12 protein-coding genes are annotated in these 12,591 nt (G+C 74.1%); 9 read left to right on the top strand and 3 right to left on the bottom strand.

The features are described from left to right. Positions 1–156 precede the first annotated feature (156 nt). On the bottom strand, positions 157–327 hold the full coding sequence (locus AB0O07_RS10460; protein ID WP_365630069.1) for a hypothetical protein: 171 nt from the start codon (positions 325–327) through the stop codon (positions 157–159). A 164-nt stretch (positions 328–491) separates the two neighbouring features. Here AB0O07_RS10460 and AB0O07_RS10455 point away from each other — a divergent pair, with 164 nt between their 5' ends. Beyond that, on the top strand, positions 492–671 hold the full coding sequence (locus tag AB0O07_RS10455; protein WP_365630066.1) for a hypothetical protein: 180 nt from the start codon (positions 492–494) through the stop codon (positions 669–671). Between the two features lie 54 nt (positions 672–725). Here AB0O07_RS10455 and AB0O07_RS10450 read toward each other — a convergent pair whose 3' ends face one another. Then, positions 726–1,598, bottom strand: a complete 873-nt coding sequence (locus AB0O07_RS10450; protein ID WP_365630063.1) for an undecaprenyl-diphosphate phosphatase — start codon at positions 1,596–1,598, stop codon at positions 726–728. Positions 1,599–1,981: 383 nt separating this feature from the next. Between AB0O07_RS10450 and AB0O07_RS10445 the strand changes: the two genes are divergently transcribed. From AB0O07_RS10445 to AB0O07_RS10430, 4 genes are all read left to right on the top strand, one after another. Next, complete coding sequence (locus AB0O07_RS10445) at positions 1,982–3,922, top strand: methylmalonyl-CoA mutase subunit beta (protein WP_365630060.1); 1,941 nt, start codon at positions 1,982–1,984, stop codon at positions 3,920–3,922. Continuing rightward, the gene (scpA, locus tag AB0O07_RS10440) at positions 3,919–6,225 is read left to right on the top strand and encodes a methylmalonyl-CoA mutase (RefSeq protein ID WP_365630057.1); all 2,307 of its coding nucleotides are present in this window, start codon (positions 3,919–3,921) and stop codon (positions 6,223–6,225) included. The genes AB0O07_RS10445 and scpA overlap by 4 nt, the downstream gene beginning before the upstream one ends. Before the next feature lie 4 nt (positions 6,226–6,229). Next, entirely contained in the window at positions 6,230–7,219 is a 990-nt protein-coding gene (gene meaB / locus AB0O07_RS10435; protein ID WP_365630054.1) for a methylmalonyl Co-A mutase-associated GTPase MeaB, read from the top strand. A 118-nt stretch (positions 7,220–7,337) separates the two neighbouring features. After that, on the top strand, positions 7,338–8,408 hold the full coding sequence (locus AB0O07_RS10430; RefSeq protein WP_365630051.1) for an enoyl-CoA hydratase/isomerase family protein: 1,071 nt from the start codon (positions 7,338–7,340) through the stop codon (positions 8,406–8,408). Here AB0O07_RS10430 and AB0O07_RS10425 read toward each other — a convergent pair. Next, entirely contained in the window at positions 8,405–9,307 is a 903-nt protein-coding gene (locus AB0O07_RS10425; RefSeq protein WP_365630048.1) for a TVP38/TMEM64 family protein, read from the bottom strand. The two genes, AB0O07_RS10430 and AB0O07_RS10425, sit on opposite strands and share 4 nt — an antisense overlap. Positions 9,308–9,504: 197 nt before the next feature. Between AB0O07_RS10425 and AB0O07_RS10420 the strand changes: the two genes are divergently transcribed. The 4 genes from AB0O07_RS10420 (at position 9,505) to AB0O07_RS10405 (ending at position 12,569) form a co-directional block, all read left to right on the top strand. Then, entirely contained in the window at positions 9,505–9,645 is a 141-nt protein-coding gene (locus AB0O07_RS10420; RefSeq protein ID WP_365630045.1) for a hypothetical protein, read from the top strand. 91 nt (positions 9,646–9,736) lie between these two features. Then, positions 9,737–10,915, top strand: a complete 1,179-nt coding sequence (tuf, locus tag AB0O07_RS10415; protein ID WP_365630042.1) for an elongation factor Tu — start codon at positions 9,737–9,739, stop codon at positions 10,913–10,915. Positions 10,916–11,015: 100 nt separating this feature from the next. Further along, positions 11,016–11,897: a fused MFS/spermidine synthase gene (locus AB0O07_RS10410; protein ID WP_365630039.1), complete on the top strand. Its 882-nt coding sequence runs from the start codon at positions 11,016–11,018 to the stop codon at positions 11,895–11,897. Between the two features lie 27 nt (positions 11,898–11,924). Further along, positions 11,925–12,569: a methyltransferase domain-containing protein gene (locus tag AB0O07_RS10405; protein WP_365630036.1), complete on the top strand. Its 645-nt coding sequence runs from the start codon at positions 11,925–11,927 to the stop codon at positions 12,567–12,569. Positions 12,570–12,591: the final 22 nt, after the last annotated feature.

Here is a 12,591-nt window from a genome sequence, read left to right as displayed (position 1 = left end):
CGCACGCCGACGACTGAAGGAGGCGCCTGAAGGAGGGGCAGGGGAGGCGGCAGAGGAACGGCCCCCGGATCTGCTCCGGGGGCCGCTTCGCGCGTCGTGCGGGGTGTGCCGGCCGTGCCTGGTGCCGCGACGGGGCAAAGCTTGCCGGGAGGGGCGCTAGGCCGCCTGGTCGACCTCGTCGTGCAGGGCGGCGGCCCATTCGAGCAGGAGGACTTCGTACGCCTCCGAGGGCCACGTTCCATCGGCCGCGTCGACCAGCGCGCGGATCCGCTCATTGGCCGCGACGGCACCGGAGGCCGGGATGGCGGATGCGGAAGGTGAGGACATGCCCCCACCCTAGGGGCAGGGTGGGGGCACTCAGTGCCATTCCGGGGGCGTTCTTCCTCACACTCGTGGTAGGCAACCCCTCACACATCCGAATGTCAGCTCGCATTCATTTGCGATTAATATGGACATAGGGGGCGTGGGGGGTCTTGGTGCAGGAGGCTCTGATGCTGACCGAGACAGAGTTCTACGCGAGCGACCGTCCGGCTCACCCCGAGCTCCCGGAGGACCGGCCCCGTGGTGGTGGCCCGAAGGAGCCGCTGGTGCACCCCGGGACCTGGGCCATGATCGCCATCGTGGCCATCGTCGTCGTGGTGATCGGGGTCGGGATCGTGCTCTTCCCGTAAGGCCGCCCGGCCGTTGGTCACACCGGCAGGGTGTTACGTCGGCCGGCCGCCACGTCAGCCGGCCGACTCGCCCGCGTGCGGGCTCAGGGTGTCGGTGCCGATGAGGACGAACAGGGCGATGCCCAGCGCCACCCGGTAGATCACGAAGGGCATGAAGCTCTTGGTGGTGATGAACTTCATGAACCACGCGATGACGGCGTATCCCACCACGAAAGCGACCACGGTCGCCAGGACCGTCGGGCCCCAGGAGACATGCCCCTCGCCGACGTCCTTCAGTTCGTACGCGCCCGAGGCGAGCACCGCCGGGATCGCCAGCAGGAACGAGTAGCGGGCCGCCGCCTCGCGGGTGTACCCCATCAGCAGGCCGCCGCTGATCGTCGCGCCCGACCGGGAGACGCCCGGGACCAGCGCCATCGCCTGGCAGAGACCGAAGATCAGGCCGTCCTTGACGCCCAGCTCCTTGAGCGTCTTGCGCTCCTTCACCGCGCGGTGCCGCGACGCGGTCTCCTCGCGGGCCGCGAGCCGGTCGGCGACACCGAGGACGATGCCCATCACGATCAGCGTGACGGCGATCAGCCGCAGATCCCGGAACGGGCCGCTGATCTGGTCCTTCAGCGTCACCCCGAGCACCCCGATCGGGATCGAGCCGACGATGACCAGCCACCCCATCTGGGCGTCGTGGTCGCTCCGCGCCTCCTTGCTGAACAGCGAGCGGAACCACGCCGAGAGGATGCGGGCGATGTCCTTGCGGAAGTAGATCAGCACGGCCGCTTCGGTGCCGATCTGGGTGATCGCGGTGAACGCCGCACCCGGGTCGTGCCACCCCGCGAACACCGCGGTCAGCCGCAGATGCGCGCTGGACGAGATGGGCAGGAACTCGGTCAGACCCTGGACGAGCCCCAGGATGAAAGATTCGAACCAAGACATGGAGTGCGACGCCGTCCAAAAGAAGATCAGGCACCGGCCGGCGCGAGCGCGGCGGCGGTGAGCGCGGTGGGTGGGGTACGGGAGGTGCGTGGCCGGGAAGCCCGGGGCGAAGTCGCCCGTACGAGGGAACGCGGATGCCCGCGCACGCTGACTCCTCCTCCGGCGCGGCGGTGCTGAGGCGGAGTCATGGCATGGCGAAAGACCCCGTTCAGGTGCAAACTATGGCGTTCCGATCGTCCCGGGCGTGGGCAGCGTAGCGCCTGCGGGTGAACGGAAGGCGGCAGGGATCTGACGCCCCGGTGTGCCACGGGCCCCCGCGAGGTCGGCAAGATCACAGCCACGCGCTCTGCTGCGGGTACGGAGCGCTGCCCTACGATCGCGCCATGACGCTCCTCAACGACGATGGGCTCTCTCTGGCGGCAGAGTTCCCCGACGCCACCCGTGGCCAGTGGCAGGAGCTGGTCTCCGGCGTGCTGCGCAAGGCGGGCCGGGACCTCACCGGGGCGGCGGCGGAGGACGCGCTCGCCACCCGGCTCCAGGACGGGGTGATCACCCGTCCGCTCTACACGGCCCGCGACGCCCCCGGCGCGGCCGGCACCGGCGGCTTCCCCGGCTTCGCGCCGTTCACCCGGGGGGCCACCCCGGAGGGCGCCGCCGCCTCGGGATGGGACGTACGGCAGCGCCATGCGCGCCCCGATCCCGCTCCGGCCAACGAGGCGGTCCTCGCCGACCTGGAGCACGGCGTCACCTCCCTCTGGCTCGCCGTCGGCGACCGGGGGGTGCCCGTCGCGGCCCTGCCCGCCGTCCTCGACGGTGTCCACCTCGACCTGGCGCCCGTCGTGCTCGACGCGGGCGACGCGTTCCCCGCCGCCGCCCGCGCCCTGCTCGCCCTCCACGAGGAGCGGGGGGTCGCCCCGGCCGATGTCCGGGCCATCCTCGGCGCCGACCCGGTCGGCCAACTCGCCCGTACCGGAAGGGAGACGGCGGACGGCACCGCCGAGGCCGCCGAACTCGCCGCGCTCTGCGACCGCCGCCACCCGGGGGTGCGCGCCCTGGTCGTGGACGCTCTGCCGTACCACGAGGCGGGCGCCTCCGACGCCCAGGAGCTGGGGTGCTCGCTCGCCACCGGCGTCGGCTGGCTCCGCGAACTCACCGCGCGCGGGCTGACCGTCGAAGCGGCCTGCCGGCAACTGGAGTTCCGGTACGCGGCCACCGCCGACCAGTTCCTCACCATCGCCAAACTCCGCGCGGCCCGGCGGCTCTGGGCCCGCGTCGCCGAGGCCTGCGGCGCCCGGCCGGCCGCCCGCGCGCAGCGGCAGCACGCGGTCACCTCCCCGGTGATGATGACCCGCCGCGACCCCTGGGTGAACATGCTCCGTACCACGGTCGCCGCGCTGGCCGCCGGGACCGGCGGCGCCGACGCGGTGACCGTCCTCCCCTTCGACGACGCCCTCGGCCTCCCCGACGCCTTCGCCCGCCGGATCGCCCGCAACACCTCCACGATCCTGCTGGAGGAGTCCCACCTCGGCCGGGTCATCGACCCGGCGGGCGGCTCCTGGTACGTCGAGTCGCTCACCGACGCGCTCGCGCACGCCGCCTGGGCCTGGTTCCAGGAGCTCGAACGCGCCGGCGGCCAGCGCGCCGCGCTCCGCTCCGGGCTGGTGGCGGAACGGCTCGCCGCCACCTGGGCCGAGCGCTCAGCGCGCCTCGCGGAGCGGCGCGAACCCATCACCGGGGTCAGCGAGTTCCCGCAGCTCGCCCAGGCCCCCGTGGTCCGCGACGCGCCACCGGAACCGGCCGGTCCGGCCGGCCCCCCGGGCGGACTGCCCGTCGTCCGCCGCGACGAGGCGTACGAGCGGCTGCGCGCCCGCTCCGACGCCCACCTGGCCGCCACCGGCCGCCGCCCCCGCGTCCTGCTGGCCACGCTCGGCCCGGCCGCCGCGTACACCGCGCGGGCCGCCTTCGCCGCCGGGCTCTTCGAGGCGGGCGGTATCGAAGCGGTCCAGGCCCCGGTGACGGCCGGCCCGGCGAGCGGCGCCGAACGCGGTACGGAGAGCGGTGCGGAGAGCGCCGCCGAGGCGCTCGCCCGCAGCGGCGCCGCCATCGCCTGCCTCTGCTCCAGCGACGCGCTCTACGCCGAGGGCGCCGCGCCCGTCGCGGCGGCGCTCAAGGCGGCGGGCGCGCTCCGGGTGTACCTCGCCGGCCGCCCCGGCGAGTCGCGCGAGCGCCATGTCCGGGCCGGGGTCGACGCGTTCATCACCACGGGCGGCGACGCGGTCGCCCTCCTCACCTCCGCCCTCGACCTGATGGGAGTGGCGCCATGACGATCCCCGACTTCTCCACGGTCGACCTGGGCCCGGGGGAGCCCGCCCCGGTCACCGCCGACCAGTGGCGTACGGCCGTCAAGGAACGCACCGGCCGGAGCGCGGACGAGCTGAGCTGGGAGACCCCCGAGGGCATCGCCGTCCACCCGCTCTACACCGCCGAGGACCTGACCGGGCTCGACTTCCTCGGCACGTACCCGGGCATCGCCCCCTATCTGCGCGGCCCCTACCCGACGATGTACGTCAACCAGCCCTGGACGGTCCGGCAGTACGCCGGATTCTCCACCGCCGAGGAGTCCAACGCGTTCTACCGGCGGAACCTCGCCGCCGGGCAGAAGGGCCTCTCCGTCGCCTTCGACCTGCCGACCCACCGCGGTTACGACAGCGACCACCCCCGGGTCACCGGCGATGTCGGCATGGCCGGGGTCGCCATCGACTCGATCTACGACATGCGGCAGCTCTTCGACGGCATCCCGCTCGACCGGATGACCGTGTCGATGACGATGAACGGCGCCGTCCTGCCCGTCCTCGCCCTCTACATCGTCGCCGCCGAGGAGCAGGGCGTACCGCCCGAGAAGCTGGCCGGGACCATCCAGAACGACATCCTCAAGGAGTTCATGGTCCGCAACACCTATATCTATCCGCCGAAACCCTCGATGCGGATCATCTCCGACATCTTCGCCTACACCTCGCGGAAGATGCCCCGCTACAACTCCATCTCCATCTCCGGCTACCACATCCAGGAAGCCGGCGCGACGGCCGATCTGGAGCTGGCCTACACCCTCGCCGACGGCGTCGAGTATCTGCGCGCCGGGCTCGCCGCCGGGCTCGACGTGGACGCGTTCGCGCCCCGGCTCTCCTTCTTCTGGGCCATCGGCATGAACTTCTTCATGGAGATCGCCAAGTTGCGGGCGGCCCGGCTGCTCTGGGCCAAGCTGGTCCGGCAGTTCGAACCGGAGAACGCCAAGTCGCTCTCCCTGCGCACCCACTCCCAGACCTCCGGCTGGTCGCTCACCGCGCAGGACGTCTACAACAACGTCACCCGCACCTGCGTCGAGGCGATGGCCGCCACCCAGGGACACACCCAGTCGCTGCACACCAACGCGCTCGACGAGGCGCTGGCGCTCCCCACCGACTTCTCCGCGCGGATCGCCCGCAACACCCAGCTCCTCCTCCAGCAGGAGTCCGGCACCGGCCGGGTCATCGACCCCTGGGGCGGCAGCGCGTACGTGGAACGCCTCACCCACGACCTCGCGCACCGCGCCTGGCGCCATATCCGGGAGGTCGAGGAGGCCGGCGGCATGGCCCGGGCCATCGACGCGGGCATCCCCAAACTCCGGGTGGAGGAGGCCGCCGCGCGCACCCAGGCCCGGATCGACTCCGGGCGCCAGCCGGTCATCGGCGTCAACAAGTACCGGGTCGGGACCGACGAGGAGATCGAGGTCCTCAAGGTCGACAACTCCGCCGTGCGCGCGCGGCAGACGGAGAAGCTGCGCAGGCTGCGCGCCGAACGCTCCGAGCCCGCCTGCCAGGAGGCGCTGCGCGCCCTCACCGCCGCCGCCGAGGCAGGCCCTGGCCCCGGGCTCGAAGGCAACCTGCTCGCCCTCGCGGTGGACGCCGCCCGCGCCAAGGCGACCGTCGGCGAGATCTCCGCCGCGCTGGAGCAGGTGTACGGGCGCCACGCGGGTCAGATCCGTACCATCGCCGGTGTGTACCGCAACGAGGCAGGCGACTCCCCGGCCGTCGAACGGACCCGCGCCGCCGTCGAGGAGTTCGAGGAGGCCGAGGGGCGCCGCCCGCGCATCCTGGTCGCCAAGATGGGCCAGGACGGCCACGACCGGGGGCAGAAGGTCATCGCGACCGCCTTCGCCGACCTGGGCTTCGACGTCGACGTCGGCCCGCTCTTCCAGACCCCGGCCGAGGTGGCGCGGCAGGCGGTGGAGGCCGACGCGCATATCGTCGGGGTCTCCTCGCTCGCCGCCGGGCACCTCACCCTCGTCCCCGCGCTGCGCGAGGCGCTGGCCGAGGAGGGGCGGGACGACATCATGATCGTGGTCGGCGGGGTGATCCCGCCCCAGGACATCGAGGAGTTGCGCCGGGCGGGCGCGGCGGCGGTCTTCCCGCCGGGCACGGTGATCCCGGACGCGGCGTACGAACTGCTGCGCGCGCTGGGGGAGGCGCTGGGGCACGGGCCGGGCGCGCCCGGGGCCGCCGACGACGCCGACGGCCCCGCAGCCGATGACGGTCCCGGTGCCCCGACCGCCCCGGACGCCCCCGACGGCTCCGACGGCTCCGAGAGGTGAGCGCGTGCCGCCCCGTATCGACCTCGACGCCTACGCCAAGGGCGTCCTGGACGGCTCCCGTTCGTACATCGCCCGTGCCATCACCCTGGTGGAGTCCACCCGGGCCGACCACCGCGCCCTCGCCCAGCGGCTGCTGACCGAGTTGCTGCCGTACTCCGGGCGGGCCCGGCGGATCGGGATCAGCGGGGTGCCCGGGGTCGGCAAGTCGACCTTCATCGACGCGCTCGGCACCCGGCTCACCGTGCTCGGCCACCGGGTCGCCGTGCTCGCCGTCGACCCCTCCTCCAGCCGGACCGGCGGCTCGATCCTGGGCGACAAGACCCGGATGGAGCGGCTCGCCGTCGACCCGGCGGCCTTCGTGCGGCCCTCGCCCACCGCCGGCACGCTGGGCGGGGTCGCCAAGGCGACCCGCGAGACGATCATCGTGATGGAGGCGGCCGGGTACGACATCGTGCTCGTCGAGACGGTGGGCGTGGGGCAGTCGGAGACCGCCGTCGCCCACATGGTCGACTCCTTCCTGCTGCTCACCCTCGCCCGCACCGGCGACCAGCTCCAGGGCATCAAGAAGGGCGTCCTGGAACTGGCCGACGTCATCACCGTCAACAAGGCGGACGGCCCCCACGAACGCGACGCGCGCGCCGCGGCCCGCGAACTCGCGGGCGCGCTGCGGCTGATGCACCCCGCCGACGCGGCGTGGACACCCCCCGTGCTCACCTGTAGCGCGCGCGAGGGCACCGGCCTCGACGAGGTGTGGGACCGGCTCGAACAGCACCGCGGGCTCCTCGCCGCCGACGGCCGCCTCGCACGCAAGCGCGGCGACCAGCAGGTCGACTGGGCCTGGTCGATGGTCCGCGACCACCTCCTGGACCGCCTCCGCGACCACCCGGGCGTCCGCGAGATCGCCCCCACGCTGGAGCGGGAGGTCCGCGCGGGCACCCTCACCGCGACGCTGGCGGCGGAACGCATCATCGCGGCGCTGACGCCGCCTCGGTGACGGTGACGGTGATAGTGACGGGAACGGGGACGGGGACGGGGACAGTGGTGGTGACGGCGGGGGCGCGGGTGCCCCGGCCGCCGTCCGGGGCCGGTGGGGCGGGGGCGATACTGGCCGTATGCGCCGTGACGACGACTCCGTACTCCTCGACCGGGCGGGCCGCTCGGGCCGTATCGTGCTCAACCGGCCGCGCGCCATCAACGCCCTGACCCACCCGATGGTGACGGCGATCGCCGCCGCCCTGGACCGGTGGGAGCACGACGACGAGGTCACCGCCGTGGTGCTCGCCGGCGCCGGGGAGCGCGGGCTCTGCGCCGGGGGCGACATCCGGGCCATCCACGAGGACGCGCGGAGCGGCGGTACGGCCTCGCCGGGGTTCTGGCGGGACGAGTACCGGCTCAACTTCCGTATCGCCCGCTACCCGAAGCCCTTCGTCGCGCTCATGGACGGCATCGTGATGGGCGGCGGCGTCGGCCTCTCGGGGCACGCCTCGGTCCGGGTCGTCACCGAACGCTCCGCCGTGGCCATGCCCGAGACGGCCATCGGCCTCGTCCCCGATGTCGGCGGCACCCATCTGCTGGCCCGCGCGCCCGGCCGGCTCGGCACCCATCTCGCCCTCACCGGAGACTCCGTCGGCGCCGCCGACGCGCTGCTCTGCGGCCTCGCCGACCACTGCGTACCCGCCGCGCTCCTGCCCGAGCTGACCGAGGCGCTGGCCGCGCCCGGGGTGCGGACGGCGGCGGACGTACGGGAGACCGTCCTGCGGTACGCGGCCACACCCCCCGAGGGGCTGCTCGCCGGGGAGCGGCCGTGGATCGACGCCTGTTACGCCGCGGACTCGGTGCCCGCGATCCTCGAACGGCTCCTCGACAGCGGGGTGCCCGCGGCGAAGGCCGCCGCCGAGACGCTGCTCACCCGCTCGCCCACCGCCCTCACGGCGACGCTCGCCGCGATGCGCGCCGACGGGCCGCCGGCCACCCTGGCGGAGAGCCTCGACCGCGCCTACCGCGCCTCGTGCGCCGCGCTCGCCCACCCCGACCTGGTGGAGGGGATCCGGGCCCGGGTCGTCGACAAGGACCGCAGCCCGCGCTGGTCCCCGGCGGAACTCGGCCAGGTCGCCGAGGCGGAGGCGGCCCGCTTCACGGCCCCGCCGCCGGGCGGGGATCTGGGGCTCGCCGGGGGGAGTTAGAGCCTGTCGCCCGAGGGCTCGGTGGTACCGGGTGCGGCGGCCGTACGGGGCGAGGCCGCCGCCGTACCCGGTGCTGCGGCCGTACCCGGTGAGTCGGCTGTACGGGATGGTGCGGCCGTACGGGATGACGCGCTCGGCTCCTGCGTCCCGGGTGTCCCGGGCCCCGGTGCCGGCTGCTCCTCCGGGGGCGCGAGCCGGTGGCGCTGGCGCCAGGCGACGATCAGCGCGACCACCATCGTGACCACGATGAACCCGGTCGCCAGCAGGAAGACCGGCGAGGTCGGGGAGGCCGCCCGGCTGCCCGCGACCACATACGCCGCCGTGTTCGGCACCGACCCGATCCCCGTCGCCAGCAGGAACGGCGCCATCCGCATCCGGGAGACCGCCGCACCGTAGTTGACCCCGGCGAACGGCAGCCCAGGGAAGAGCCGGATCGCCAGCATCGACCGGAAGCCGTGGCCGCTGAGCTGGCCGTCCGCCGCCTTCAGCCAGCGCCCCCGCAGCAGGGGGCGGAGCGCGTCCTGACCCAGGGCGCGGACCAGCGCGAACGAGGCCCAGGCCGCGAAGACCGTGCCGCCGAGCGAGGCGGCCAGACCGAACCACGAGCCGAAGAGCGCGCCCGCCGCGAGGTTGAGCAGCGGGCGCGGCACGAAGGCGGTGGCGCACACCCCGTACCCCACGGCGAAGAGCACCACGGCCGTCGGTCCGTGGAACCGCGCGGGCCAGCCGTCCGCGAGCAGCCGCTGCGGCTCGTACACCACCACCAGGGCGGCCGCCGCGCCCAACAAGACGACCAGCAGGGCGAACCGGCCCCACGGCGAGAGGAGCAGGGCGCCCCGGCGGCGTACCCCGGCGGCGGCGCGGCCCTGAGCGGAGGACCGGCGTGCGGTGTCGAGCATTCGGGGAGACTAACCGACCCGGATGACGCGGACCGTAAAACGTGACGCACGTCGTACGGCCCCCGCACCAACCCCAGGGGCCCGTGCCCGCACCCGGGCCAGGCCCCCGCGCAGGCCCTGCGGGTGGGCCGCCGACCGCCGGGCCCGGAAAGAAAACCATTCGACGCGGCGCGGGCCGGCCCGGCAGGATCAGCGGCATGTTCCGGTACGCCTTCCTCGCAGCGCCGTCCGCCGTCGCGGACGCGCCGAAGGCTGCCCCGGACCTCGCACTGGACCTCGCAGCGGCCCCGCTCGCCGCGGCAGCGGCACGGGCGCTCCTCGGCGGCGCCCGAAGCTGACCCTTCCCGGAACGTCCGGCGGACCCCGCAGGGGGAGGGTCGGCAGGAACCGGGGGTCCCGCTCACGCTTCGAGATTTCAGGCAGGAAACCATGCCCAAGACGGCATACGTCCGGACCAAGCCGCACGTCAACATCGGGACCATGGGCCATGTCGACCATGGCAAGACCACCCTGACCGCCGCCATCACCAAGGTCCTCAGCGACCGGGGGACCGGCACCTTCGTGCCCTTCGACCGGATCGACCGGGCCCCGGAGGAGGCGGCCCGGGGGATCACCATCAACATCGCGCATGTCGAGTACGAGACGGGCACCCGGCACTACGCCCATGTCGACATGCCCGGCCATGCCGATTTCATCAAGAACATGGTCACCGGCGCCGCCCAGCTCGACGGGGCGATCCTCGTCGTCTCCGCGCTCGACGGGATCATGCCGCAGACCGCCGAACACGTCCTGCTCGCCCGGCAGGTCGGCGTCAACCACATCGTCGTCGCCCTCACCAAGGCCGACCTGGGCGACGACGAGCTGACCGACCTGGTCGAGCTGGAGGTGCGCGAACTCCTCACCGAGCACGGGTACGGCGGCGACGCGGCGCCCGTCGTCCGGGTCTCCGCGCTGGGCGCGCTGGCGGGCGAGCCACGGTGGACCGCCGCCGTGGAGGCGCTCCTCGACGCGGTCGACACCTATGTGCCGATGCCGGTCCGGTACACGGACGCGCCGTTCCTGCTGTCGGTGGAGAACGTCCTCACCATCACCGGGCGCGGCACCGTCGTCACCGGCGCCGTCGAGCGCGGCACGGTGCGCGTCGGCGACCGGGTGGAGGTGCTGGGCGGCGACGGCGGGCCGCTCCTCACCACCGTCACCGGTCTGGAGACCTTCGGCAAGCCGATGGAGTCCGCCGAGGCCGGCGACAATGTCGCGCTGCTGCTGCGCGGCACGGCGCGCGACGCGGTCCGCCGGGGCCATGTCGTGGCCGAGCCGGCGAGCACCGTGCCGAACAGGCGCTTCACCGCGCGGGTGTATGTGCTCTCCACCAAGGAGGGCGGCCGGAGCACCCCGGTCGGCAGCGGCTACCGGCCGCAGTTCTACATCCGTACGGCGGACGTCGTCGGCGACATCGACCTCGGCGCCACCGGCGTGGCGCGCCCCGGCGACACGGTCGACCTGACCGTGGAGCTGGGCCGTGACCTCCCGCTGGAGCCGGGGCTCGGCTTCGCCATCCGCGAGGGCGGCCGTACGGTCGGCGCCGGTACGGTCACCGAGGTGCTCTGAGGCCGGGCCGCTCCGGGGCCGGGCGCGACTCCGGGACCATGCCGCCCCGGGGGGAGCCCGGCCCCCGGGGCGGCGCACCATGAAGGCGCACAATGGAACGGTGAACGAGCGCCGCCCCGAGCCCGCCCCCGGGCCCCTTCCCGAGTCCGTCCCCGTCATCCGCGCCGTCGGCCACGGCACCGCCAAGCTCCTGCCCGACGTGGACCGGGCGCGGGCCTGGCTGCTGACGGTCGACGGCGCGCCCCAGTCCTATGTCGACCTGGACGAACCCCGCCACCTGGAGTTCGAGTACATACGCCGCCTCGCCCATGTCATCGACTGCGCGGCGGACGACGGCGCCCCGCTCACCGTGCTCCACCTCGGCGGCGGCGCGCTCACCCTGCCCCGCTACGTCGCCGCGACCCGGCCCGGCTCCGCCCAGTCGGTGGTGGAGTCCGACGCCGCCCTGCTCGACCTGGTCGAACGGGAGCTGCCGATACCGGCGGGCGCGGGGATCACGGCGCACACCGCCGACGCCCGGAGCTTCCTCGAAGCCGCGCCCGACGCCTCCGCGGACATCCTGGTCGCCGATGTCTTCGGCGGCTCCCGGATCCCCGCGCACCTCACCACCGTCGAGTACGCGCACCAGGCCGCCCGGGTGGTGCGGCCCGGCGGGATCTACGCCGCCAACCTCGCCGACGGCGCCCCTTTCGCCTTTCTCCGCTCCCAACTGGCCACTTTCGCCACCGCGTTCACGGAGCTGGCGCTGGTCGCCGAGGCCTCCGTACTGCGCGGGCGCCGCTTCGGCAACGCGGTGCTCGTCGCCGCGCACCGGCCGCTCGACACGGCGCCGCTGGCCCGCCGTACCGCCTCCGACGCCTTCCCCGCCCGGGTCGAACACGGGGCGTCGCTGCGCCGGTTCACCGGGGAAGCGGCGCCCGTACGGGACGGCGGCGCGCTCCCCTCGCCCCGGCCGCCGGAGGGCGCGTTCTCGATCGGCTGAGGAGGCACCCCGGTTACCCTCCTCGGCATGACCGAACCCACCTATCTCCGTGACACCCGCGACGGCTACGACAAGATCTCCGCCGGCTACGACGAACGGTTCCCCACCATGGCGGTGGACGGCGCGCTGGGCCGTGCCCTGCTCACCGCCTACGCCGAGGGGATACGGGAGGCGGGCGGCGGCCCCGTCGTGGAGGTGGGGTGCGGCACCGGCCGGGTCACCGCGTTCCTGGACTCCCTCGGGGTGGCGGTCCGGGGGATCGACCTCTCCCCGGAGATGCTCGCCCGCGCCAGGAAGAACCATCCGGGGCTCCGCTTCGACGAGGGGACGATGACCGCGCTGGACCTCCCGGACGGCTCGCTCGCCGGGCTGGTCGCCTGGTACTCCGTCATCCATGTCCCGCCGGCGGACCACCCGGGGGTGTTCGCAGAGTTCCACCGGGTGCTCGCCCCGGGCGCCCCGCTGCTGCTCGCCTTCCAGGTCGGGGACGAGCCGCTGCGGTTCGAGGAGGCCTTCGGCCACCGGGTCTCCCTCGACTTCCACCGGCTCTCGCCCGACCGGGTCGCCGAGGCGCTCCGTACGGCCGGATTCACCGTGCACGCCCGGCTGGTGCGCGGCCCCGAGCGGGCGGAGCGGGTCCCCCAGGCGTATCTGCTGGCCCACCGGGAGTGAAACCAGGGCGAAGACCCGGCCG

Source organism: Streptomyces sp. NPDC093085, from assembly GCF_040683935.1.
In the GTDB taxonomy this organism is placed as follows: Bacteria; Actinomycetota; Actinomycetes; order Streptomycetales; family Streptomycetaceae; genus Streptomyces.
Note: the sequence above shows the minus strand (reverse complement) of the source record. Positions and strands in the feature narration are given on the sequence as shown.

Coding starts and splice junctions, on each gene's coding strand:
- AB0O07_RS10460 (WP_365630069.1), bottom strand. CDS start 327: ATGTCCTCACCTTCCGCATCCGCCATCCCGGCCTCCGGTGCCGTCGCG.
- AB0O07_RS10455 (WP_365630066.1), top strand. CDS start 492: ATGCTGACCGAGACAGAGTTCTACGCGAGCGACCGTCCGGCTCACCCC.
- AB0O07_RS10450 (WP_365630063.1), bottom strand. CDS start 1,598: ATGTCTTGGTTCGAATCTTTCATCCTGGGGCTCGTCCAGGGTCTGACC.
- AB0O07_RS10445 (WP_365630060.1), top strand. CDS start 1,982: ATGACGCTCCTCAACGACGATGGGCTCTCTCTGGCGGCAGAGTTCCCC.
- scpA (WP_365630057.1), top strand. CDS start 3,919: ATGACGATCCCCGACTTCTCCACGGTCGACCTGGGCCCGGGGGAGCCC.
- AB0O07_RS10430 (WP_365630051.1), top strand. CDS start 7,338: ATGCGCCGTGACGACGACTCCGTACTCCTCGACCGGGCGGGCCGCTCG.
- AB0O07_RS10425 (WP_365630048.1), bottom strand. CDS start 9,307: ATGCTCGACACCGCACGCCGGTCCTCCGCTCAGGGCCGCGCCGCCGCC.
- AB0O07_RS10420 (WP_365630045.1), top strand. CDS start 9,505: ATGTTCCGGTACGCCTTCCTCGCAGCGCCGTCCGCCGTCGCGGACGCG.
- tuf (WP_365630042.1), top strand. CDS start 9,737: ATGCCCAAGACGGCATACGTCCGGACCAAGCCGCACGTCAACATCGGG.
- AB0O07_RS10405 (WP_365630036.1), top strand. CDS start 11,925: ATGACCGAACCCACCTATCTCCGTGACACCCGCGACGGCTACGACAAG.